This is a genomic window from Sediminibacillus dalangtanensis (assembly GCF_017792025.1).
Lineage (GTDB): Bacteria > Bacillota > Bacilli > Bacillales > Amphibacillaceae > Sediminibacillus > Sediminibacillus dalangtanensis.
Genome location: NZ_CP046956.1, coordinates 3,943,859 through 3,968,203 on the forward strand (window position 1 = coordinate 3,943,859; position 24,345 = coordinate 3,968,203).

A 24,345-nucleotide genomic window follows, 5' to 3' on the forward strand; every position below is an offset into this window, starting at 1 on the left:
TCTCCTTTATAAAAAGCTGTTCGTTCCAGCTATCCTTTTCATTATTTACCTAAGCAGAATTGGGAAAACAATTGGTCGATCAAGCTGTCATGGACAGTGTCCCCGATTATCTCGCCAAGAATCTCCCACGTCCTCGTAACATCTATCTGGACTAAGTCTATCGGCATTTGATTTTCCATGCCTTCCATAGCATCTGACAATGCTTGTAATGCTTGTTTCAGCAGCTGAATGTGTCTTACATTTGATACATAAGTGAGATCACCTGCGTCTAAATCACCCTCGAAAAACGTCTCCGAAATTGCTTTTTCCAGATCATCGATGCCTTTTTCTTCTATCAAGGCTGTCGTAATCACAGAATGATCCTTCGCCAATTCTTTTACTTTTTCTAAATTGATCTTTTGCGGCAAATCCGTTTTATTGACAATCACGACAACTTCCAGACCTTCTACAGCCTTAAATAAATTGAGATCCTCCTGAGTGAGTTCCTCTCCATGGTTGAGTACCAGCAGAATCAAATCAGATTCTTTCAGCACCTGGCGTGATTTTTCTACCCCAATTCGTTCGACGATATCTTCTGTCTCCCGAATTCCTGCTGTATCGACCAGACGCAAAGGCACACCGCGTACATTGACATATTCCTCGATGACATCTCTGGTCGTCCCGGGGACCTCCGTAACGATCGCTTTATTTTCGTGGACGAGCGCATTCATTAAAGAGGATTTGCCGACGTTCGGCCGGCCGATGATAGCAGTCGACAAGCCCTCACGCAAAATTTTGCCCTGCTTGGCAACTTCCAGCAGGCGCTCGATTTCACGATATACCTCTCTCGTTTTGCTGATCATCATTTGATGTGACATTTCTTCCACATCATCATATTCGGGATAATCGATATTCACTTCTACATGGGCGACCGTTTCCAGCAGTTCTTGGCGCAATTTTTGAATCAGCTGGGACAGACGACCATCCATTTGTTTGAGCGCTACGTTCATCGCCCTGTCGGTTTTCGCTCTGATCAAGTCCATCACCGCTTCTGCCTGGGACAAATCGATCCGCCCATTTAGAAAGGCACGTTTCGTAAATTCCCCTGGCTCGGCAAGACGTGCACCTTGGGCAAGGACGATTTCGAGCAAGCGATTAACCGATACCAAACCACCATGGCAATTAATCTCTACGACATCTTCCCTGGTAAACGTTTTTGGTCCTTTCATAACCGTTACCATTACTTCTTCCGCTACTTGTTTGGTAGACGGATCGATGATTTTTCCGTAATGGATGGTATGGGAGTCAACGTCAGTGAGGGATTTTCCATCGAACAATTGGTTCGCAATCTCTATCGCTTCCGGCCCGCTCAACCGGACGATAGCGATGGCGCCTTCTCCGATTGGCGTCGATATCGCAGTAATCGTATCTGTTTCCATTCGTTTCACCTCCAATAATGCCAAAATGTATCTATATATAGTATCCATTAAAATTTCATCAACAAGTAGTGACCATTGATTATACAGTCACTAACTTATTAGCATATCATAATTCGGGTTATTTGAAAATATCCACAAGTAGTTTTTGTCATTTTGGTTATCCACATGTGTATAAGTTTAACTTATTCGCATCTGTTTTTTCTATCCACAGCAAGTGCCGAAAGCTTATTTTAACACTTTCTGTGGATAATACCTAGAAGAACAACTAATTTTTTGCAGGAAAACATTCAAAGGATAGATTGGATTGCTATCGTATCCATTTACCACCCGGAAATGCTTCTTGGAGAACGTACTAGTTGAATGGAAAAAGGGAAGAATGGGGCATCGATCAACGGAGAGAACAAGCTTAGAAACCTCCCCAATCCATGGAGGGTCACTGTCTCACGGGATTTCAATCGAAGGCCCTCACAGGTTTACCACCATCCCGCTAATAACCTTGAATCTGCAGCAATGGATTGGCAAAAGACTTCGAGGCGGTCTGCGCAGGAATCACTAGAAAGACGTAAAAACCTTTTTCTTACCTAGTAAAAAAGTCCGACTGTCATTTAATCGACAGCCGGACTTTTATTAAGAATAGGATGGTTTGATGACTACGTGCCGGTTAGGTTCCACGCCGGCGGAAGTAGTGATTACCTTTTTATGTTGCTGTAATGCTGTATGAATGATTTTTCTTTCATAAGAAGGCATCGGTTCCAGTGTGACTTCTTTATGGGTGTTAACGGCTTTGTCTGCCATTCTTTTAGCGAGATTGATCAGCGTTTCTTTTCGTCGGCCGCGATACCCTTCTGCATCCACTACTACGGTATAACGTCTTTCTGCGTAACGATTTAGTACGAGTTGGACCAAATATTGCAATGCGTTCAACGTTTGTCCACGTTTCCCGATTAGTATGGCAATTTTATCGCCGGAAAGATCGAAGGTTACTTGTTTGTCAGTGACAATCGTTTCGACATCCACCGTTGCCCCTAATGCTGCGATAATCTCCTTTAAATAGGCTTCCGTTTTTTGTATCGGGTTTTGTGCCACGGATACTTTGACAATTGCCGGTTTAGAACCGAAAATTCCCAGGATTCCTTTTTTGCCTTCATCAATAATATTCAGGTCAACTTGGTCCCTTGAGGTGTTTAACTGCTTCAATGCTGATTGGACCGCATCTTCAACTGTTTGTCCAGTAGCAGTTACTTGTCTCACTATTTCGTTCCTCCTGTTTGAGCATCCTTATCCTTCATCATCGGCTTTCTGATGAAAACTGTCTGGGCTACCATGAAGATGTTACCGACTACCCAGTACAAAGCCAGTGCCGACGGGAAGAAAATAGCTACGACACCAATCATGATCGGCATCATGTAAAGCATCATCGTCATTTGCGGCATCATCGCATTTTGACTTGTATTCGTACCTGACATCATCAGTTTTTGCTGCAGGAAGGTCGCTCCGGCAGCCACGATCGGCAGGATATAGAAAGGATCCGGTTCGCCTAACTGAAACCAGAGAAAGCTATGCTCTTTGATTTCCGCAGTTCTCATGATCGCCTGGTAGAAGGCAATCAAGATCGGCATTTGCACGATTAACGGCAAACAGCCTGCAAGCGGATTGACGCCGTTTTTCTGAAACAATTCCATTGTCTCCTGCTGGAGCTTCTGCTGTGTATTGGCATCTTTCGAACTATATTTTTCCCGTACTTTTTGCAATTCCGGCTGAATATCCTGCATCGCTTTCGAGCTTTTCAGCTGCTTGATATTCAACGGCAGTAAAACCAATCGGATTAAGATGGTAACTAGAACGATCGAAAGACCGTAATTTTCATTAAACATATTCGCTACATAGGTGATTAGCTGAGACAAAGGCCATACAAACCAGTTATTCCAAAAGCCATCGCTTTCTGCTGTGATATCCTGGTTAACCTGTGTACACCCGGAAAGCAAGCCTAGTACTAGTGTCAAGGCCATTAGCAATAAGACCTTTTTACGCAATATACTTCCTCCTTACTTCTCTATCATCATCGATGTTAGTTATCTAATAGTATTCTATCATGTATCTTACAGGTCTTCTATATAAAATAGAGCAACCTACCTGACAAGCAGCCTTGACTTAGACAAAACATGCGTCAGGCTCTTTTTAACCTGGTGAAAATCCATGTCCTTCGCAGGCTTGCGGGCGATGACAATAATATCGTATGAAACCGCCACCTGCTCGTCCAACTCGAGAATGGCCTGCCTCAGATAGCGCTTTATCCGATTGCGAACCACTGCATTACCGATTTTCTTGCTTACGGATAAACCAACGCGGTAATGCTCCTGTCCTGGTTTGGCAAGATAATAAATAACCAGCTGCCGGTTGGCAAATGATTTTCCTTTTTTAAATACAAGTTGAAATTCTTCGTTTTTCTTCAAACGGTACGCTTTTTTCATGTAAAATCTCCTCCAACTGAAGGTAGCACTGGGCAGACTTCAGAGGATCAGTGAAATAATCGGTGATCTGCAGGCAAAGAAAAACCGCCGCCTTATTAGGGAAAAGCAGCCGATCCTGCCTTCTATCGTTTCCGGAATGACGGCAGAAAAAACGTGCTCTACAGCATTATCCAGAAAAAGGGCCATGTTTATGTAAAGTTAAAATACATCAGAAACAGGTGGTAAAGCCTTTTTTCTGTCTATACTGTAGATAAAGCATTCGAATTTTTCTGCCTAAAGTGGAAAAAAGACCACTGAAAATCTCAGTGGCCTATGCAGATAATACTTTTCTTCCTTTACGGCGACGACGAGCTAGGACTTTACGACCGTTTTTCGTGCTCATGCGTGTACGAAAGCCGTGAACTTTTTTACGTTTACGATTATTTGGTTGAAATGTACGTTTCATCTATAACACACCTCCCTGAGGATGAAAAAAATTCTTCTAATCAAGACAGTCCCATTCATTATACGGAATAGAGGTTTCATCTGTCAACTTGTTTCAGACAATCCGCCCTCCCAACCTTTTCCAGGATCCCCTGCCTTCCTCTGGTGGTTTGACCATCTACACATTTAACATAAACTGCGCAGTAACTGGAATGGCAAGTTCCATTGTTTATTCAAAAAAAGCGTCAAGCAACACTTCGGTAGCATCCTTCGCTTTCCGCGGGCAGGGCTTCAGCTAACTTGGTAAAGAAAAACCCTTTACCAAGTGGATCTTCAGCTCGCGCTTTTCCCGTTGGAGTCTGCGCATGCTACCTGCGCTAAGAAGCATGCAGATTAGCGTAAGCGCAGAAACCTTTTCCCTCGAGTTCCAACAAGACATCTTAGGAAGCATGTAGTTCTCTTTATAAAAATAGTTGAGGGTTCCGTCTTTTCTCGGTTCTCTTGGACTTTCTTTTTGTTTTCCTAGCTATGTCTTTTGATAAGACATTTCTTGTAATACCAAGTGAATCAAGAAAAAAACGTCTAATACACTCGTTTATAAACAGGAAACTGTTCTAGCTGTGGAAATACCCGAAGACTCCTGCGGGAGGAAAGGCCTCGGCGAGATCCCGCAGAGCTTTAGCTCGAGGAAGCTCACCAGCCGCCCGCGGAAAGCGCAGGGTATTTCCGCAGCGCCGTAATCCAACTCAATAAAATAAATGTAAGTAGTTAGGAAGATGAATTCAAACTATGTCGCAGTTTATATCCACACCAAAGGATACACTCACATTATAAAAACTCAAACGCCTTCGGTTCGGTCATCGCTTTACCACTGTTATATTACAAACTGTTATGACACAGCTATTTCCGACCAACTGCCTTCCTCTATCTCCCTATCCCGATTCCACTTTTGACAGTTATCCACATAGCTTGTACACTCTTTTTTCATGAACAAATATTTTTCCACATCGGTTATCGACAAATTAATCACAAAATATAGTGCTGTGGATAGTTTTTGTCTACAACCTGTAGTTTTTGTGGATAACTGTCGAAAAACCATTGCGCCATCCCGATTTATTTGGTATTATATTTGTGTTTTAACAGTTGAAAACTAACCAGCTGAAATATTTTTATCCACAGATTGTGGATAGTGTGTGGACATTTACACACATGCTTGTTTTTAAAGTTATCAACAACGTTGTGGAGTACTTCGATAATCGGATCTATCCCCTGTAACGACCGTATCTTTTTATCCACATTTACTTCGTTATAATTCTCATACCTTTCGATCTTTCTCCCGATAATCGATTCAAGAAAGATTGCGAGAGGTTTTTTATTTCTCTTAACTTAATGAAAGGGGTGACGACGGGTTGGAGAACATCCAAGAGTTATGGACAAACACGCTGAAATCCATCGAACAAAAAATTAGCAAACCCAGCTATGATACATGGTTGAAAAATACCAAAGCAGACCAATTGGACGATGATACATTAGTCATTTCGGCTCCAAACGAGTTCGCTCGGGACTGGCTGGAAAGCCGTTATACCAATTTGATTTCCGATGCTTTATTTGAAGTTACCGGTGCCGAATTAAAAACCAAGTTCATCATTCCTGAAACAGTTCACGAGCCGGACGACGTCAAACCGCCTGTTAAAAAGGTTCCTGATATCAAAAACAACGATAATGATGGGGAATCACCAAAATCAATGCTAAATTCGAAGTACACATTCGATACATTTGTAATCGGATCTGGAAACCGGTTCGCCCATGCTGCTTCCCTTGCTGTGGCAGAAGCCCCGGCCAAGGCATACAACCCGTTGTTTATATACGGCGGTGTTGGATTAGGAAAAACCCACTTGATGCATGCGATCGGCCATTATGTATTGGACCATAATCCAGCTGCCAAAGTGGTCTATTTGTCTTCTGAAAAATTCACGAACGAATTTATCAATTCCATTCGTGACAATAAGGCAGTGAACTTCCGGAACAAGTACCGTAACGTCGATGTGCTACTAATCGATGATATTCAGTTTCTTGCCGGAAAAGAACAAACCCAGGAAGAGTTTTTCCATACCTTTAATACCTTGCATGAAGAAAGCAAGCAAATTGTGATTTCCAGCGACCGTCCGCCGAAAGAAATTCCGACATTGGAGGACCGTCTTCGTTCCCGGTTTGAGTGGGGATTGATTACAGACATCACCCCGCCGGACCTGGAAACCAGAATTGCCATTTTGCGCAAAAAAGCCAAAGCGGAAGGTTTAGATATTCCGAACGAAGTCATGCTTTATATCGCCAACCAAATTGACACCAATATCCGTGAACTGGAAGGTGCACTAATCAGAGTGGTTGCCTATTCTTCTTTGATCAACCAGGATATCGATGCTTCATTAGCTGCTGAAGCCCTGAAAGACATCATTCCGAGCTCCAAGCCAAAGGTAATTACTATTGACGGCATTCAGGAAATTGTCGGGGAACGTTATAACGTAAAACTGGAGGATTTTGCGGCAAAAAAGCGGACAAAATCTATTGCTTTTCCCAGACAAATTGCGATGTATTTAACAAGGGAATTGACTGACTACTCTTTGCCTAAAATCGGGGAGGAATTTGGAGGACGAGATCACACAACGGTTATCCATGCCCATGAAAAAATTTCAAAAATGATCAGCCAGGATAACCAATTGCAAAAAGAAATCGAGGAAATAAAAGAACAGCTTAAATCTCTATAAAACAGCACTTTTTTCTTCTTAATTTTAATAATGGGAGCTGTCCTTCTGTTTTCCACATGTGAATAACGTGAATAACCATACAAACTTACTAACAGTCTATCCACAACCGGATAGGCTTCGTTTCCGGAGAAGATTTCGAGTTATCCACATAATCACATGCCCTATTACTATTACTACGATTTTTTTATTAATAAAATATATATAATATACTTCCCCTAGGAGGATTATTGATGAAATTTGTAATTCAGCGTGATGAATTGATGAATAGTGTACAACATGTCATGAAAGCTGTATCTTCCAGAACGACCATTCCAATATTGACGGGGATCAAAGTCGAAGCAGGAGAAGAAGGCATTAAATTGACGGGAAGTGATTCTGATATATCAATCGAATCCTTCATTCCACGAGAAGAAGACGGAATTGTTTACGTAGAGCAAATAGAACAAGGCAGTGTTGTATTGCAGGCTAAGTATTTTCCCGATATTGTCCGTAAACTTCCGGAGAAAACAGTGGAGATCGAAGCAGATGAACATTTGAAAGTCACTATCCGTTCTGGAGGATCAGAATTCCACTTGAACGGACAGGATGCGCAAGAATATCCACAGCTGCCCCAGCTTCATACAGAAGACAGCTTTGAGTTACCCACAGATTTATTGAAAAATCTGATCAAACAAACCGTTTTCGCAGTATCGACTGTGGAAACGCGTCCGATTCTGACTGGCGTGAATATGAAGGTGGAAGAAGGTCACTTAAACTTTATCGCTACAGATAGTCATCGCCTGGCATCGAGAAGAATTCCATTGGATGAAGCTAATTCCCAAGTTCGATTTTCAAGTGTCGTCATCCCCGGTAAAAGTTTGATTGAATTGAACAAAATACTGGAAGGCAGCGAGGACTCGATTCAAATCAGTGTAACGGAAAATCAGGTATTATTCCGGACAAGGCATTTGTATTTCCTTTCCCGTCTGTTGGACGGAAACTATCCAGAAACGTCCCGGCTGATTCCAGAGCAAAGCAAAACAATTGTCCACAGTGCCACAAAAGAGCTGCTTCAATCGATCGACCGTGCTTCTCTTTTGGCGAAAGAAAGCAAAAACAATGTGGTTCGGCTGATGACAAAAGAAAACAATCAAGTCGAAATAAGCAGTAACTCCCCTGAGGTAGGAAATGTGACAGAGGATGTTGCCGCCCAATCTATCGACGGGGAAGAGTTAAAAATCTCCTTTAGTGCCAAATATATGATGGATGCATTAAAAGCAATCGACAATGATCAGGTAAGAATTGAATTTACCGGTGCTATGCGGCCCTTCATTATCCGACCGATCGAAGATGATCAAATTCTGCAATTGATTTTGCCTGTAAGAACATACTAACTTTAGAAAAACACATTTTTTAAACTCTTGCCGGAGTATTCTGGCAAGAGTTTTCCCTTTTATAATTGATTTTTGGCAGGATATTCTCTGCAATGAGAAGGAAAACTAACGGATACCGCACTAGCTTTTGGATGGCGCTTTTCATATTCCGAAATGTTTAGTAAAATAAAAAGAAGGCATAAAAGTCAGGTGATAACATGAACGAAGAAATTGAAATCAATACAGCGTATATTCAACTAGGTCAGTTTTTGAAACTGGCCAATATTTTGGAAACCGGCGGTATGGTAAAATTGTTCCTAGCCGATTATCAAGTTTTGGTGAACGGTGAGCCGGAAAATCGCAGGGGAAGAAAATTATATCCCGGCGATTTGGTTGAAATAGAGGAAGTTGGTTCTTTTACTGTGGCTAAGCAAAAGTGACGGTTTTTCCTCATGAACCAGGAGAAGAAAGGGAATTCGGATGCATATTAACCAACTAGCCCTTAAGAATTACCGGAATTATGAGCAAATGCAATTAACCTTTGATGATAAAATCAACGTCATAATCGGCGAAAACGCCCAGGGCAAAACGAACTTGATGGAGGCTATCTATGTATTGGCCTTCGCGAAATCGCATCGGACGCCGAGAGACAAAGAACTTGTCCAATGGGAGAAAGAATATGCTAAAATAGAGGGGAGTGTCACAAAAAGAAACAGAAGCTTCCCCCTGGAAATCATCATCTCTTCCAAAGGCAAGAAAGCCAAGCTGAATCATCTTGAGCAGCGGCGCTTGAGTGACTATATCGGAGCGATGAATGTGGTCATGTTCGCACCGGAAGACTTGAACCTTGTGAAAGGCAGTCCACAGGTCCGCAGGCGCTTTATCGATATGGAAATCGGACAAATTCAGCCCACCTATATCTATCACTTAGTTCAATACCAAAAAATCGTTAAACAACGCAATCATTTGTTAAAAAGTTTACAAAGAAAGCAGCAGACCGACAGAACGATGCTGCAAGTGTTGACAGAGCAGCTGATTGAGCATGCAGCCTTTATCATAGAAAAACGATTTACCTTCCTGGAACTGTTAAGGAAATGGGCCGATCCCATCCACCAGGGAATCAGTCGCGGGATTGAACGACTCGAAATTAACTACCAGGGCACGATTGAGGTATCAGAAGACAGTAATAGGGAAAAAATAACAAGTATGTACCAGCAGCGTTTTGTGGAAGTGGAAGACAAAGAAATTGAACGAGGGACAACGCTTGTTGGACCTCACCGCGACGACCTGCTGTTTCTTGTCAATGGCAAAGATGTGCAAACATACGGCTCACAGGGACAGCAGCGCACCACTGCTCTTTCATTGAAACTGGCTGAAATAGAGCTGATTTACAATGAAGTCGGTGAATATCCTATCCTGCTGCTTGATGATGTACTTAGTGAACTGGATGATTACCGTCAATCTCACTTGCTGAACACGATACAGGGAAAAGTACAAACTTTTGTATCGACCACCAGTGTGGACGGCATTAAACACGAAACATTGGAAAAGGCAGAACTATTCCACATTGAAAATGGAAAACTCGTCACGTAGAAATGGGGGAAAACGTTGTTTATTCATATTGGAGATGATAATGTCATTCGTTCGGAGGAGGTGGTCGCTATTATTGACCACCAGATTGTTGCTTCCTCAACGATTAATGAGCAAATGCTTTTCAATCAGCGCAAAAACAAAAACGTGCTGGACCCCTCGGAAGAAGGGACGAAATCAATTGTTATCACAACAAATCATATTTATTATAGTCCCTTATCCGTGCTTACTTTGAAAAAGCGGGCGAGCATGATTTCAACGATTAGTAAATTAGAAGACTACTCGGAGTCTTTTGAAGAATAGAAACCAAAGGATCAAACCCTTGAGAAGTGTAGGTGAAAGAGTTGGCAGATAATATAGTAAATGAGCAAACGTATGATGAAAGCCAAATTCAGGTGTTGGAAGGTTTAGAGGCTGTCAGGAAAAGACCGGGTATGTATATTGGATCCACGAATGAACGCGGCTTGCACCACCTGGTGTGGGAAATCGTCGATAACAGTATTGACGAGGCACTTGCCGGTTACTGTGATACGATTCAAGTCTTCATTGAAAAAGACAATAGTATTACAGTCACTGATAATGGACGCGGAATTCCAGTCGGTATTCAGGAAAAAACGGGTCGTCCGGCAGTTGAAGTAATCATGACCGTCTTGCACGCAGGAGGAAAATTTGGGGGCGGCGGTTACAAAGTATCGGGCGGTCTCCACGGTGTAGGGGCATCGGTCGTAAATGCTTTGTCGACTGAATTGAACGTGTATGTGCACAGAGACGGTAAAATCCACCATCAAAGCTTCCGACGTGGCATACCGCATGGTGAATTGGAAGTAGTTGGTGAAACGGAGACGACCGGCACACGCACACACTTCCAGCCTGACCCGGAAATTTTTGATACGGTACGGTATAACTATGATACGCTGGCCCAGCGTCTTCGTGAGTTAGCATTCTTGAATAAAGGACTTACCATCACCATCCAGGATAAGCGCGAGGATAGAGAACCGGAAACCTTTTACTACGAGGGCGGGATAAAATCCTATGTGGAGCATTTGAACAGGTCAAGAGAAGTGCTGCACGAACCTTTCTTTGCGGAAAAAGAAGAAGAAGAAATTACGGTGGAAGTGGCACTGCAATACAACGATGGTTTTGCCAGCAATATCTATTCTTATGCCAATAATATTCACACCTATGAGGGAGGAACCCACGAATCCGGGTTTAAAACCGGGCTGACGCGCGTGATAAATGACTATGCCCGTAAAAACAACATGTTCAAAGAAAGTGATCCGAATTTATCGGGAGATGATGTCAGGGAAGGACTGACTGCCATTATTTCCATCAAGCATCCCGATCCTCAATTTGAAGGTCAGACGAAAACAAAATTGGGTAATGGAGAGGCAAGGGCGATCACTGACCAGGCCTTTAGCGAAATGTTCTCTAAATTTTTGTTTGAAAATCCTGATTCTGCCAAGACGATTGTCGAGAAAGGCCTGATGGCTTCCCGTGCCAGAATAGCAGCAAAAAAAGCGAGAGAGCTTACCAGACGTAAAGGGGCACTGGAAATTTCCAATTTGCCCGGAAAGCTGGCTGACTGTTCTTCAAAGGATGCCACGATCAGCGAATTGTATATCGTTGAGGGGGACTCTGCCGGAGGATCTGCAAAACAAGGGAGAGATCGGCACTTCCAGGCGATTCTTCCTTTGAGGGGAAAGATTCTCAACGTAGAGAAAGCGCGTCTGGATAAAATATTATCGAATAATGAGATCCGCACAATTATCACAGCACTTGGAACGGGAATCGGCGAAGACTTTGACATTTCTAAAGCACGTTACCACAAGATTGTAATCATGACGGATGCGGATGTCGACGGTGCCCATATCCGTACGTTATTATTGACGTTCTTTTATCGTTATATGCGTCCATTAATCGAGAATGGATATGTTTATATTGCCCAGCCGCCTTTATATAAAATCCAGCAAGGCAAAGCAGCTTATTATGCTTACAACGATAAAGAAATGGAGCGCATCCTCAGCGAAATTCCAAAGGCTCCGAAACCTGGATTGCAGCGTTACAAAGGATTGGGTGAAATGAATGCAACCCAGCTGTGGGAAACAACCATGGATCCTTCTTCAAGAACTTTGCTTCAGGTAGGTTTGGAAGATGCGATGGATGCCGATCAGATTTTTGATGTATTGATGGGTGACAAAGTGGAACCGAGACGGAATTTCATCCAAGATAACGCTCAATACGTCAAGAATCTTGATGTATGATGTAAGAGTTTTTCAGGAAACGAGATAGAGTAACATATGCAGAGACGGATATACATGGAATCCTGTACCCCAACAATTTTGGATTTCCATAGCCCAGTCTCTCTTCCTCATTTTGATAGGAGGTAATCCCATGGTGGACCAACAACGTCCGCAAGTTCAAGAAGTAAATATTAGCCAGGAGATGAGAACCTCATTTTTGGATTATGCTATGAGTGTTATTGTCTCACGAGCCCTACCCGATGTCCGGGACGGTTTGAAACCAGTACACAGACGTATACTATATGCGATGAATGACTTAGGCATGCATGCTGATAAAGCATACAAAAAGTCGGCAAGAATCGTCGGTGAAGTTATCGGTAAGTACCATCCACATGGTGACTCTGCTGTATACGAAGCGATGGTCAGAATGGCACAGGATTTCAGTTACCGGTACATGCTCGTTGACGGGCACGGCAACTTCGGATCCGTCGATGGCGACTCCGCAGCTGCCATGCGTTACACGGAAGCAAGAATGTCAAAAATATCGATGGAACTGCTTCGGGATATCAACAAGGATACCATTGACTATAACGATAACTATGATGGATCTGAAAGAGAGCCGGCCGTCTTTCCAGCCCGTTTTCCTAATCTGCTTGTCAACGGTGCTTCGGGAATTGCAGTCGGGATGGCAACGAATATTCCTCCCCATCATCTAGGTGAAACGATCGATGCAGTACTGGCTGTCAGTCAGGATCCCGACATTACGATCGAAGAACTGATGGAAAACCATATATATGGTCCGGACTTTCCAACTGCCGGCCAAATTTTAGGCCGAAGCGGAATCAGAAAAGCGTTTGAAACCGGTAAGGGATCGATTACCATCCGGGCAAAAGCGACGATTGAAGAACATGCAAATGGCAAGTCCGATATTATTGTGACGGAGCTCCCATATCAGGTGAACAAAGCCAAACTAGTCGAAAAAATTGCTGATTTAGTACGGGACAAGCGGTTGGAAGGCATTACCGACTTGCGTGACGAATCCGACCGGACGGGCATGAGAGTTGTTATCGAACTGCGCAGAGACGCCAATCCAAACGTCATTTTAAACAACCTTTATAAACAAACGGCGCTGCAAACTTCATTCGGCATCAACATGCTGGCGTTGGTGGATGGCCATCCGAAAGTTTTGAACTTAAAACAAACCCTCCAGCATTACCTTGAGCATCAAAAAGTAGTAATCAAACGCCGGACGGCATATGAACTGAAAAAGGCCGAAGCGAGAGCGCACATTTTGGAAGGTTTGCGGATAGCACTTGATCATCTTGATGAAGTTATTACCCTGATTCGCCAATCTAAAACGACTGATATTGCCAGAGAAGGTTTGATGAATCAGTTCGAACTTTCCGAAAAACAGGCACAAGCAATCTTGGATATGAGACTTCAGCGTTTAACCGGTCTGGAAAGAGAAAAAATCGAAGAAGAATACCAGGAACTGGTCAAGCTGATTGAAGAGCTGCGGGCTATCCTGGCTGATGATGAGAAAGTACTGGAAATCATCCGGGAAGAGCTCACGGAAATTAAAGAGCGCTTCAGTGATGAAAGAAGGACCGAGATTGTTATAGGCGGAACGGATTTCATCGAGGATGAGGATTTAATTCCAGAAGAAAATATTGTCATCACTTTGACGCACCAAGGCTATGTCAAACGGCTGCCATCTTCCACCTACCGTGCACAAAAACGCGGAGGACGAGGCATCCAGGGCATGGGGACAAACGATGATGACTTCGTGGAGCATTTAGTTTCTGCTTCCACCCATAGCCGTATTCTCTTTTTCACGAACAAAGGGAAGGTTTACCGTTCCAAAGGCTATGAAGTCCCTGAATTTGGACGAACTGCCAAAGGAATACCGATCATCAACCTTTTGGAAATCGAGAAAGATGAATGGGTCAATGCGGTTATTACGGTGGATGAGTTCAATGATGATCATTACTTGTTCTTTACAACGAAACAAGGAATATCGAAACGGACCCAGCTGTCCCAGTTCGCCAATATCCGCAAAGGCGGATTGATCGCACTCAATTTACGCGAGGACGACGAACTGATCTCTGTGCGACTGACGGATGGGACGAAGCATATTATGATCGGAACACAAAATGGATACTTGATTCGTTTTCCGGAAGATCAAATCCGTTCAATGGGTCGTACTGCTTCGGGAGTAAAAGGAATCTCCTTAAGAGGGGATGATAAGGTAGTCTCAATGGAAATCATCGAAGATGGCCTGCATGTCATGAATGTTACCAGCAAGGGGTATGGAAAGCGGACTCCTGCAGCTGAGTACCGGATAACCAATCGTGGAGGAAAAGGAATATTCACGTCCAATCTCACCGATAAAACCGGCAAGATTGTAGCAGTTAAAGCGGTGACAGGTGAGGAAGATATCATGATTATCACCGAAGCAGGTGTATTGATCAGGATGCCGGTCGAAGGAATTTCGATTACGGGACGTAATACACAAGGTGTCCGCTTAATCAGAGTACAGGATGGCGAAGAAGTGGCAACAGTGGCCCGAATCGAAACAGAGGAAGAAATCGAGGAAGAATTACCGCCAGAAGTCGTCAATGAAAACGAGCAAGTTCCGGTCGAACCCGGAGAAATAGAAGAGGTTCTCGAAGAAGAAGCGGAAGAAGACGAATAACGCAAAATAAATTCCAGGTGGAAACGGGCTGACTGATACAAACAGATCAGCCCGTTCTACCAAATTAAGAAGTTTATTACATACGGATAAAGGGATAAAGGGGTGGAAAAAGGTGAAGGTGCATCCGTCTCAGTTAATTCCAGGCTGTGTGGTTGTCAAAGATCTCATCGGAAAAACCGGACGCCCGATCATGCATGGAAAAACTGTTTTAACTGATGATTTGATCGATATTTTACATCGTTTTCTTGTCGATGAAGTGGAAGTGTTTTCCCGCTTGGAAGACGGAAAACCATACATTCCCGGCCAAAAAGTGGTCGAGGAAGAACCGGCTGAAGAAAAAAACGTTCCTTCTGACCTGCCTTTTACCGAATTTTATATGGGGACGGTCCAGCAATACAAACGGATGTTTACTGACTGGAGGAACGGCAAAACTCTGCAGATCAACCAAGTCAGAAAGCTTATCGTTCCTCTACTGGAAAGAGTCGATGAAATCGGTTTGAAGCTTTATAATTTGCACAAGCTTTCAACTGCGAAGGACTATCTTTACCATCATGCTGTCATGGTCGGATTGCTGTCTGCTTTCTTGGCAAAGAAAAGCAACTACAAGCATGAATGGATTCAAGTAGGTATAGCGGGCTTTTTAGCCGACTGCGGCATGGCGAAAATCGATGATCGTATCCTTTTTAAAGCAGGGCCGCTTAATGCGGCTGAATACGAAGAAATCAAAAAGCATCCGGTTTATTCCTACCGCTTTGTAGAGCCGGTTCCTTCCCTTTCGCAAGGAACGAAATTGGCCATATTGCAGCATCAAGAAAGGCTGGACGGCAGTGGGTACCCACTAGGAGTGGCAGGCGAAAAAATCCATCCATATGCCCGGTTTATCGCCATCAGTGATATTTACCATGCAATGACCGCTGAACGTGTTTACCAGAAACCACAGTCCCCGTTCAAGGTTATTGAAGAAATGGTGTATGAACAATTTGGTAAACTGGACCATCCTCTTGTGGAGAACTTTGTCAGCAGTTTGACGAACTTCGGAACGGGCACCAAGGTGATTTTGTCCAATAAGCAACAGGCAGAAATCGTATTTATCGAAGCAAAACATCCGACAAGGCCAATGGTCAGGCTCCAGTCCGGCCAGCAGGTCATCTCCTTGAAGGATGACCGGTCGCTCTACATAGAAGAAATCCTGACCTGAACTAACGCTCAGAGGTTTGAAGGGCTTTCCAAGCTTTTCAAACCTTTTTTCCCTGTATAGGAAATGATAAATTTAACTGTCTGTGGATAATTATTGGCTGAACCAGCCACGTCCAGCTCCAGCGCCTACCCCCTCGAGGTCTTAAGCCCACCCTCTGTGTGGCAAAAAGCGCCACGCCGAGGCTGTTCTTAAGCTTGTCGGGGGTGAGCAAGGCGCTTGCGCTTTTGGCCCTGCTTTGTAGATTGGAATATTAGATAAACAGTGGCTTCTTCAGTGTTGGTCATACAAATACCAGCCAATCAGAAAAGGCACTTTATCGGTAGTGATTTTTAGAAAGTGAACGATAAATGGATGGTCTTCATTTGGGAGTGAATGCAGTAAATCTCCCCACCACTCTGTTTCATAACGACAAATCATGCTTAAATTGTAAAGAAGCAAATAATGCGCCATTATTTCATGCCATTCAGTGAATTGATCTCTGCCAGAAGGAAAGTAAATTGCTTCCTCCTCCAAGTTAAAAAAAACAGGTCCTTGGGAATGCGGCGAAACAGGCCCTGGTAAATCGACGACCAGATGATTTTTGGTCGTCTTTTGTTCGAGAAAAGGAGGAAAGAAAGCGGCCATTTTTGTTAGGAAACTCGTTTCAGTCATATGATACGTATCCAGACAAGAAAGCGGAAAGCGTAGCTGCTGTTCTGCATAATTGCCAATATTGATCAGCGGTGTGTTTCCATGATGGAACCGGATCAGCCTGCTTACTTCCGGAATATGGGCGAATAGACGTTTCATGGCAATTTTTCCCGACTTGAGAGCGTCGATATCAAATAAAACATGAGAAAAGTAAGGAAATAACCCGTTATGCTGGATTTTTACCTCGTCCTTCCAAAAAGAATACTGTTGCTTTTTTCTTTTTCTCGTTGATACACCGTGGGCAAGCAGCGTTGTATTTTCCGGGTAGTCCGGCCGTCTGGTTAGCAGACAGGCTTTTAAAAGATGAACCATACCATAAAAAAGCAGAATCGGCTTCACCATGAGAGGAGCATTCTTGCTAGTCTCATAAAACGTGCGCCCGTGTTCTAAGTAATAAAGAAAACGATAGCAGTTCTGGTAGCTTTTTGCTTCTGCCTGTTCGAGTTGAATGGTTTGATAACAACGGTATAAATAGGTTTGAGAAGTTTCTGCTGATTTCAGGTACGTAAGAAAGTCATTTACTTCTTTTTTCCACATGAGAAAGACCCTTTCTGACTGCTTTAAAAAGACTGATTATTTAAACTTTTTAACTTGAAAACCCTTCCTTCTCCTTGTTTGTGCTGTTAAGATTTTCTGCTGCCGGATTTTGTTTATAAATGCTTGAAAAAGCAAAAGGGTTGTCGTATTGTAAATAACAATAAGTTTTTGCTGTACGCTTAGTTAGGATAACCAAATTTTCATAAACCATAAGATGATATCAAAGGGAGGATCCAGCAATGAGGGAGGACAAGTTTGCCAAGGAAGGACTAACGTTCGACGATGTATTGTTAGTGCCTGCAAAATCTGAAGTGCTGCCAAGGGACGTGTCATTGGATACAGTGTTATCATCCAATATCAACTTGAAAATGCCATTGATAAGTGCAGGAATGGATACAGTAACAGAAGCGGCCATGGCCATTTCGATGGCACGACAGGGCGGTTTGGGAGTCATTCATAAAAATATGTCGATAGAGGAACAAGCTGAAAATGTCGATATGGTAAAGCGCTCGGAAAGCGGTGTAATTACCAATCCGTTTTTCCTCCTGCCCGAGAACCAGGTATTCGATGCAGAACACTTAATGGGCAAGTTCCGCATCTCCGGCGTTCCGATCGTCAACAACAAAGAGGAGCAAGTACTTGTCGGAATCATTACGAACAGGGATCTTCGTTTTATTCAGGACTATTCCATCAAGATATCGGAAGTAATGACGAGCGAGCATCTTGTAACAGCTCCTGTGGGTACGACCCTGACTGAAGCAGAAGAAATCTTGCAAAAGTACAAGATAGAGAAACTGCCGCTCGTCGATGATCACGGTGTGCTGAAAGGATTGATCACCATCAAAGATATTGAAAAGGTGATCGAATTCCCTAATGCAGCCAAGGACAGCCAAGGCAGACTGCTGGCAGGAGCGGCTGTAGGTGTGACAGCAGATGCCATGACCAGAATAGCCAAGCTCGTTGAAGCAGGCGTCGATGTCCTTGTCATCGACACGGCGCACGGCCATTCCAAAGGTGTGATCGAGCAGGTGCGCAAGGTGAGGGAAAAATACCCGGCCATTGATATCATCGCCGGTAATGTAGCAACACCCGAGGCTACAAAAGAACTGATTGAAGCGGGAGCCAATATTATTAAAGTCGGTATCGGACCAGGTTCTATCTGTACGACCCGTGTCGTGGCCGGTGTAGGCGTTCCGCAAATCACCGCAATCAATGATTGTGCCAAGGAAGCCCACAAGCACGGTGTTCCGATCATCGCGGATGGCGGAATCAAGTATTCAGGCGATATTGCCAAGGCAATGGCAGCCGGAGCGCATGCTGTCATGATCGGCAGTCTGTTTGCCGGCGTATCGGAAAGCCCGGGTGAAACGGAAATTTTCCAGGGCAGAAGGTATAAAGTATACCGCGGCATGGGATCTGTTTCGGCAATGAAGTCAGGTTCCAAGGATCGTTACTTCCAGGATAGCGAGGAAACCAAGAAGTTGGTACCTGAAGGAATCGAAGGGCGGGTTGCCTACAAGGGACCGCTGGCTGATACGGTTCACCAGCTGCTCGGCGGCTTGCGATCCGGCATGGGCTATTGCGGTGCTGGAGACTTGGAAGTATTCAGGAACGAAGCCAGGTTCATTCGCATGACAGGTGCAGGGCTTCGGGAAAGCCACCCGCATGACGTTCAGATCACCAAAGAATCCCCAAATTATTCCGTATAATCAATAGAAAGCTGGACCGGCAACGGTTCAGCTTTTTTTGGTAAAAAAATAAGAAAGTATAATATTAAGTGCCTGTGAATCATTATTGGCAGGGACAGTCTCATCAAGCTCCAGCGCCTACCCCCTCGAGGTCTTCAGCCCATCCTCTGTGTGGCAAAAAGCGGCACGACAAGGCTTGTCTTAAGCTTGTCGGAGGCCCTCGCGATGTGGGTCATGCAGGCGTTGCCACAGGACGTGGCGGATTTAGCCTGAAAGGAAGCAAGAATAACTTCGAAGTTTGTCGAGGAAACAAATAACATTTGAATTTAAAATAATGGGTTTGCTATAATGAAGTATATTTTAAAAGGGGGAAGAGTATGGAAAAGAAAAAATGGTTACTTATATTGGTTTTGACGTTTGCTTTATCCATGCTGCTAGCTGCTTGTGGCGGTGGGGAAGCCGATCCGGATTCCGGTGGCGATAGTGGGGAAGGTGACAGCGCTGACAGTGGTGAAACTCAATTTCTTAGCGTTTTGACAGGTGGAACAGAAGGTACATATTACCCGCTTGGTGGTACTTTTGCCCAAATTATCAACGATAACCTTGATAATGCTGAGGCAAACGCACAATCAACGGGTGCTTCTGTAGAGAACATGAAGACAATGAGAGACGGAGATGCTGAACTTGCCTTCACTCAAACCGATATTGCTGCTTACGCGGCAGAAGGTTCTGTCATGTTCGAGGGAGATCAGATTGATAATATCCAGGCAATTGGAACCCTTTATCCAGAAACGATTCAAATTGTAACAACAGCCGACTCCGGGATTGAAACCGTTGCCGACCTGGAAGGAAAAGTTGTTTCCGTTGGTGCTCCCGGATCCGGAACAAATGCAAGTGCCACCGATATTTTGGAAGTGTACGGTCTTTCCATGGATGATATCGAAGCACGCGATTTAGACTTCGGCGATTCCACTTCCGGTATTCAGGACGGCACCATTGATGCTGCATTCATCACTTCCGGCACTCCGACTGGCGCAGTCGAGAGCCTGGCTGCTACGACGGATGTCAACATCGTACGTTTTGATGAGGAAAAGATCCAGGAATTGATCGATGCACATCCTTATTATGCAGAGGATACAATCAAGGAGGGTACTTACGACCTTGAAGAAGATGTAAAAACCGTTGCCGTACAGGCTATGCTGGTCACCTCTGCCGACTTAAGCGAAGATCTTGTTTATGATGTAACCAAAGCGATTTTTGAAAACACCGATCAAATCAGTCATCCGAAAGGAGAATTTATCTCTGCGGATACTGCTCTTGATGGAGTAGGTATTGATTTGCATCCAGGTGCCAAAAAGTATTTTGATGAAAAAGGAATTGAACAGTAAAACAAGACGAGAAGAGTACTGATGAGGATGTCCGTTCCACAGATCTGTTTTTTATTCCTGCGGCGGCAGCGCCGGCTTTTATGTCCGGTCTTGCTGCCCGCAGGTGTTAGAAAGCCGGGCTGCGTGGACTCCCTCATCTTTTTATGTTAGAAGGGATAATTTATGCCACTGAAAAAAGTTTGGCTGTTCGCGGTGATTATTTTTCTGCTTGCTGTAGCAGCCGCACTATTGTTTTATCCTTATCGTTATGTACTGGCTTTGCAAGATCCATTTACCAATGAAATATTAGCCTACTTGCCTGTCAACGACACCGATCATTTTCAAATAAAGTTCACCCACTCCGTCCATCTTTCGGATGTCATCGAAGAGTATGAAATCAACCAAGAAACGATTTATCCTTATCAATTGGTTTATGAAGACACTGCCATTGGCATGCCCTCCAATGCAGGTGAAGGGGAAACATTCGAGATGAAGGATGGAAAATACTACATTTCCAATTTGCAGGGTTCTTTTTCGGAAATCAACCTTGCAGTCGGTCAGGTAAGGGCAAATCATATGATCATCTATCAAAATCAAAGCTATTTACTTAAAGACTATGTAGGGGCAGGTACTTCCATTACCATAACCCCCACTCATGAAAGTAACTGGCATCTTTTAAAAGGGGTGAATATTCATGAGCGCCAACAATGAAACGCTTACAGAACAACAACAACAAGAATTGCTGCAACAATATGACCAGGAATCATCATACCGGTTCTTAACCGGTATGATGGCCAAGGTGGTCTTTTTCGGTCTGTTGGCCTTTTCTTTATATCAAATCTTTGCCACTACTATTTATCCTCTACCTGCGCAAATGCATCGTTCCATCCATATCGGATTCGGACTAGTGCTTATATTCCTATTGTTCCCGGCTACGAAAAAAGGGAGAACAAGCGGAAAAATCGCCTGGTACGATTACATCCTGGCCCTGCTTGGCTTTGGAGTAGGAGCTTACTGGCCATTGATGTACGAGGAGATCGTCAGAAGAGCAGGCGATATCAACCAAATGGATATGATTGTCGGAGCGATTGCCGTAATCCTTGTTTTGGAAGCAACCCGGCGTTCCGTCGGTCTTCCGATTACGATTATCGCTATAGCTTTTTTAGCTTATGCCTACTGGGGACGGCAAATGCCCGGGTTTCTCATCCACCGCGGTGTCAACTTAGATAATCTGGTTCAATCGATGTTTTTCACAACAGAAGGCATTCTTGGCACACCGATCGCTGTTTCTTCCACATTTATTTTCCTGTTCCTGTTATTTGGTTCCTTTCTGGTAAAAACGGGTGTCGGCCAATATTTCAATGATCTGGCCGTATCCCTGGCTGGAAAAAGGACCGGCGGACCTGCCAAGGTTGCGATTTTTTCCAGTGCCTTACAAGGTACCATCAGTGGAAGTTCGGTAGCTAATGTGGTGACCTCGGGTTCCTTTACCATTCCCATGATGAAACGACTTGGTTATCGAAAAGAGTTCGCTGGCGGTGTGGAAGCAGCGGCTTCTACCGGCGGTCAGCTGATGCCCCCAATCATGGGTGCTGCTGCCTTTTTGATGATTGAATTTATTGGAATAGATTACTGGACGATTGCAAAAGCTGCCGCTATCCCGGCCTTGCTCTATTTTACTGGTGTTTGGATTATGACGCATTTTGAAGCGAAGCGGACTGGACTGAAAGGTTTATCTGATGAAGAAATCCCTGATCGTAAGGAAGTGCTGAAGAAAATTTATCTTCTGCTTCCCATTGTGGCGATTGTCTTTTTCTTAAGCAGTGGGTTAAGTGTCATGCGCGCAGCCATTTATGGAATTTTGACGACAATTTTGGTCGGTGTACTGCGCGAAGACCGCTTCCGTAAAATTTATCCGATCGTTTTCGGAGCTGTTTTCGTGCTATATCTGGCATATGGTTTCATCACTGCCGGACCGTCTGTTGTCCAAAGTCTGATAGTCGCTGCTATCGCCACCATCATCGTCAGCTATTTCTTTGACGGTAATTTTAAAGAATCAGTGGATGCGTTGGTTGACGGAGCGAGAACGGCATTAGCTGTAGTGGCGGCAACAGCAGCTGCCGGTATTATTGTCGGTGTCGTAACCAAGACTGGCTTAGGACTGAAGCTTGCCAACAGTCTTGTTTCCTTGGCCAATGAACAAATTTTGCTGACCCTTTTCTTCACGATGATTGCGGCAATCATTCTGGGGATGGGATCGCCTACTACTGCCAACTATGTCATCACTTCTACGATCGCTGCACCTGCGATTATTTTGTTAGGGGTTGCAGATTTGCCGGCTCACCTGTTTGTTTTTTACTTCGGGATCGTAGCGGACATTACGCCACCCGTGGCACTGGCAGCCTTTGCCGCGGCGGGGATTGCTTCAGGAGAACCGATACGGACGGGACTCAACGCCGCCAAAATTGCGATTGCTGCCTTCATCATCCCCTATATGTTTGTCTTGCAGCCGGAGCTGTTGATGATCGATACAAACATCCTGGAGCTTATTTGGATTCTGTTTACTGCTGTGGCAGGAATGATTGCCATAGGTGCCGGATTGATCGGATACTGGTACCGGAAAGTTTATTGGCCTGAGCGCTTGTTTGCTGTAGCAGGCGGGCTGACATTGATTTATCCGGGCACCTATTCTGATGTCATCGGTTTGTCTGCTTTTGCTATCCTGCTGGCTTTGCAATTCTTCATGAAGCGAAACGAGGTCGGTGTACCGGAAACAAAAGCAAGAGCTTAGAGCAGAAAACTGTCCCGTATAAAAGCGGGGCAGTTTTTTATTGCCCGGGGAATTATTCCATTTTGGTAGATGGCTGCTCCATTGATTCATGAACATTAAGGGAGCAGCAGGGACGTGGGAATAGCACTTCATCCGAGCGATAAAGACTGAATGAAGTGGAAGAAACGGTTAAAAAGCACTTCATCCGACGCAAGAATTCCAATAACGGTAGGCCAAATAAATGAAAAAATATTTGGATTTCCCTCCTATGTTCTTTATTCCGTTCCAGAGCCTGGCCCCTTTCTAGAGTTTACGATTCACTTAGGCTTTTCTTTGTTACACTGAAATAGAAAATACTAACGGTACAATCAACGTTTTCAACAGTTGGTTTGCGGTAAAACGTATCAGTAAAACTTAGAGGAGGAGAAAAAATGGCTAAACAATTACTGAAAAATGATTGGAATGAAAAGCTCCAGGAGGAATTTGAACAAGATTATTACCAGGAGCTTCGTGAATTTTTGAAGCAGGAATATGAGCAAAAAACGGTATATCCAGCTATGGATCATATTTACGAAGCACTCCATTTAACTTCTTATGCCAACACAAAAGTAGTTATCCTCGGACAAGACCCTTATCATGGGCCGAACCAGGCCCATGGATTGAGTTTTTCTGTACAGCCGGGCGTGACACCTCCGCCTTCTTTGAAAAATATCTTCAAAGAGCTGAATGATGACATGGGCTGTCCCATCCCCGAGCATGGTTACTTGAAAAAATGGGCGGAGCAGGGAGTACTAATGCTAAACACGGTATTGACCGTACGGAAAGGACAGGCAGCTTCCCATCGGGGGAAAGGCTGGGAACATTTCACCAATAGAGTGATCGAAGTGTTGAATGAGCGGGAAAGACCCGTCGTTTTCCTCTTATGGGGACGTCATGCCCAGGAGAAACAAGCTCTACTGGATACGAATAAACACCGGGTAATCACCTCCCCCCATCCGAGCCCGTTTTCCGCAAATAAAGGATTTTTTGGCAGTAAGCCGTTTTCACGGGCCAATTCCTACTTAGAAGAATTGGGAGAAGCGCCAATAGACTGGTGCCTGCTAGAGTAGGAATGAACACCATCTATCAATCATGGAAGGGA

The 24,345-nt window shown here is 44.1% G+C and carries 19 protein-coding genes; 13 read left to right on the top strand and 6 right to left on the bottom strand.

The window, feature by feature from the left end:
* Positions 1–41: 41 nt before the first annotated feature.
* The 5 genes from mnmE to rpmH form a co-directional block, all read right to left on the bottom strand.
* Positions 42–1,418, bottom strand: a complete 1,377-nt coding sequence (gene mnmE / locus ERJ70_RS19165; protein WP_209366315.1) for a tRNA uridine-5-carboxymethylaminomethyl(34) synthesis GTPase MnmE — start codon at positions 1,416–1,418, stop codon at positions 42–44.
* Between the two features lie 627 nt (positions 1,419–2,045).
* The gene (gene jag, locus ERJ70_RS19170) at positions 2,046–2,669 is read right to left on the bottom strand and encodes an RNA-binding cell elongation regulator Jag/EloR (RefSeq protein WP_209366316.1); all 624 of its coding nucleotides are present in this window, start codon (positions 2,667–2,669) and stop codon (positions 2,046–2,048) included.
* Positions 2,669–3,451: a YidC family membrane integrase SpoIIIJ gene (gene spoIIIJ, locus ERJ70_RS19175; protein WP_209366317.1), complete on the bottom strand. Its 783-nt coding sequence runs from the start codon at positions 3,449–3,451 to the stop codon at positions 2,669–2,671. The genes jag and spoIIIJ overlap by 1 nt, the downstream gene beginning before the upstream one ends.
* 96 nt (positions 3,452–3,547) lie before the next feature.
* Complete coding sequence (gene rnpA, locus ERJ70_RS19180; RefSeq protein ID WP_209366318.1) at positions 3,548–3,889, bottom strand: ribonuclease P protein component; 342 nt, start codon at positions 3,887–3,889, stop codon at positions 3,548–3,550.
* A gap of 310 nt (positions 3,890–4,199) precedes the next feature.
* Positions 4,200–4,334 carry a 50S ribosomal protein L34 gene (gene rpmH, locus ERJ70_RS19185; RefSeq protein WP_019377820.1) on the bottom strand — a complete coding sequence of 45 codons (135 nt, stop codon included), beginning with the start codon at positions 4,332–4,334 and terminating at the stop codon, positions 4,200–4,202.
* A 1,387-nt stretch (positions 4,335–5,721) separates the two neighbouring features.
* Between rpmH and dnaA the strand changes: the two genes are divergently transcribed.
* The 8 genes from dnaA to ERJ70_RS19225 all read left to right on the top strand — a co-directional run bounded on the left by dnaA (position 5,722) and on the right by ERJ70_RS19225 (position 16,152).
* Complete coding sequence (gene dnaA / locus ERJ70_RS19190) at positions 5,722–7,077, top strand: chromosomal replication initiator protein DnaA (protein WP_209366319.1); 1,356 nt, start codon at positions 5,722–5,724, stop codon at positions 7,075–7,077.
* 230 nt (positions 7,078–7,307) lie between these two features.
* The gene (gene dnaN, locus ERJ70_RS19195; protein ID WP_209366320.1) at positions 7,308–8,450 is read left to right on the top strand and encodes a DNA polymerase III subunit beta; all 1,143 of its coding nucleotides are present in this window, start codon (positions 7,308–7,310) and stop codon (positions 8,448–8,450) included.
* A gap of 197 nt (positions 8,451–8,647) precedes the next feature.
* Entirely contained in the window at positions 8,648–8,869 is a 222-nt protein-coding gene (yaaA, locus tag ERJ70_RS19200) for a S4 domain-containing protein YaaA (RefSeq protein ID WP_209366321.1), read from the top strand.
* A gap of 40 nt (positions 8,870–8,909) precedes the next feature.
* Complete coding sequence (recF, locus tag ERJ70_RS19205; RefSeq protein ID WP_209366322.1) at positions 8,910–10,022, top strand: DNA replication/repair protein RecF; 1,113 nt, start codon at positions 8,910–8,912, stop codon at positions 10,020–10,022.
* Between the two features lie 15 nt (positions 10,023–10,037).
* A complete protein-coding gene (gene remB / locus ERJ70_RS19210) occupies positions 10,038–10,322 on the top strand; it encodes an extracellular matrix regulator RemB (RefSeq protein ID WP_074599226.1) in 285 nt (94 codons plus the stop codon).
* A gap of 41 nt (positions 10,323–10,363) precedes the next feature.
* Positions 10,364–12,280, top strand: coding sequence for a DNA topoisomerase (ATP-hydrolyzing) subunit B (gene gyrB, locus ERJ70_RS19215; RefSeq protein ID WP_209366323.1), 1,917 nt, complete (start codon positions 10,364–10,366; stop codon positions 12,278–12,280).
* A 130-nt stretch (positions 12,281–12,410) separates the two neighbouring features.
* Positions 12,411–14,954, top strand: a complete 2,544-nt coding sequence (gene gyrA, locus ERJ70_RS19220) for a DNA gyrase subunit A (protein ID WP_209366324.1) — start codon at positions 12,411–12,413, stop codon at positions 14,952–14,954.
* A gap of 112 nt (positions 14,955–15,066) precedes the next feature.
* Positions 15,067–16,152: an HD-GYP domain-containing protein gene (locus ERJ70_RS19225; RefSeq protein WP_209366325.1), complete on the top strand. Its 1,086-nt coding sequence runs from the start codon at positions 15,067–15,069 to the stop codon at positions 16,150–16,152.
* Between the two features lie 270 nt (positions 16,153–16,422).
* Here the strand turns inward: ERJ70_RS19225 and ERJ70_RS19230 are convergent, their stop codons facing one another.
* On the bottom strand, positions 16,423–17,379 hold the full coding sequence (locus ERJ70_RS19230; RefSeq protein WP_209366326.1) for a YaaC family protein: 957 nt from the start codon (positions 17,377–17,379) through the stop codon (positions 16,423–16,425).
* A gap of 239 nt (positions 17,380–17,618) precedes the next feature.
* On the opposite strand from ERJ70_RS19230, the gene guaB reads away from it, so the two are divergent.
* The 5 genes from guaB to ERJ70_RS19255 all read left to right on the top strand — a co-directional run bounded on the left by guaB (position 17,619) and on the right by ERJ70_RS19255 (position 24,313).
* Positions 17,619–19,088: an IMP dehydrogenase gene (gene guaB / locus ERJ70_RS19235; protein ID WP_209366327.1), complete on the top strand. Its 1,470-nt coding sequence runs from the start codon at positions 17,619–17,621 to the stop codon at positions 19,086–19,088.
* A gap of 356 nt (positions 19,089–19,444) precedes the next feature.
* Complete coding sequence (locus tag ERJ70_RS19240) at positions 19,445–20,455, top strand: TAXI family TRAP transporter solute-binding subunit (RefSeq protein ID WP_209366328.1); 1,011 nt, start codon at positions 19,445–19,447, stop codon at positions 20,453–20,455.
* A gap of 162 nt (positions 20,456–20,617) precedes the next feature.
* Positions 20,618–21,145: a DUF1850 domain-containing protein gene (locus ERJ70_RS19245; RefSeq protein WP_209366329.1), complete on the top strand. Its 528-nt coding sequence runs from the start codon at positions 20,618–20,620 to the stop codon at positions 21,143–21,145.
* Positions 21,129–23,225, top strand: coding sequence for a TRAP transporter permease (locus tag ERJ70_RS19250; RefSeq protein WP_209366330.1), 2,097 nt, complete (start codon positions 21,129–21,131; stop codon positions 23,223–23,225). Before ERJ70_RS19245 ends, ERJ70_RS19250 begins: the two co-directional genes overlap by 17 nt.
* A gap of 410 nt (positions 23,226–23,635) precedes the next feature.
* Complete coding sequence (locus tag ERJ70_RS19255; RefSeq protein WP_209366331.1) at positions 23,636–24,313, top strand: uracil-DNA glycosylase; 678 nt, start codon at positions 23,636–23,638, stop codon at positions 24,311–24,313.
* The last annotated feature ends 32 nt before the right edge of the window (positions 24,314–24,345 follow it).

Excerpts from the sequence above, each read along its gene's own strand:
- mnmE (WP_209366315.1), bottom strand. The coding sequence starts at position 1,418 with ATGGAAACAGATACGATTACTGCGATATCGACGCCAATCGGAGAAGGC.
- rnpA (WP_209366318.1), bottom strand. The coding sequence starts at position 3,889 with ATGAAAAAAGCGTACCGTTTGAAGAAAAACGAAGAATTTCAACTTGTA.
- rpmH (WP_019377820.1), bottom strand. The coding sequence starts at position 4,334 with ATGAAACGTACATTTCAACCAAATAATCGTAAACGTAAAAAAGTTCAC.
- dnaN (WP_209366320.1), top strand. The coding sequence starts at position 7,308 with ATGAAATTTGTAATTCAGCGTGATGAATTGATGAATAGTGTACAACAT.
- yaaA (WP_209366321.1), top strand. The coding sequence starts at position 8,648 with ATGAACGAAGAAATTGAAATCAATACAGCGTATATTCAACTAGGTCAG.
- recF (WP_209366322.1), top strand. The coding sequence starts at position 8,910 with ATGCATATTAACCAACTAGCCCTTAAGAATTACCGGAATTATGAGCAA.
- gyrA (WP_209366324.1), top strand. The coding sequence starts at position 12,411 with ATGGTGGACCAACAACGTCCGCAAGTTCAAGAAGTAAATATTAGCCAG.
- ERJ70_RS19230 (WP_209366326.1), bottom strand. The coding sequence starts at position 17,379 with ATGTGGAAAAAAGAAGTAAATGACTTTCTTACGTACCTGAAATCAGCA.
- guaB (WP_209366327.1), top strand. The coding sequence starts at position 17,619 with ATGAGGGAGGACAAGTTTGCCAAGGAAGGACTAACGTTCGACGATGTA.
- ERJ70_RS19240 (WP_209366328.1), top strand. The coding sequence starts at position 19,445 with ATGGAAAAGAAAAAATGGTTACTTATATTGGTTTTGACGTTTGCTTTA.
- ERJ70_RS19245 (WP_209366329.1), top strand. The coding sequence starts at position 20,618 with ATGCCACTGAAAAAAGTTTGGCTGTTCGCGGTGATTATTTTTCTGCTT.
- ERJ70_RS19250 (WP_209366330.1), top strand. The coding sequence starts at position 21,129 with ATGAGCGCCAACAATGAAACGCTTACAGAACAACAACAACAAGAATTG.
- ERJ70_RS19255 (WP_209366331.1), top strand. The coding sequence starts at position 23,636 with ATGGCTAAACAATTACTGAAAAATGATTGGAATGAAAAGCTCCAGGAG.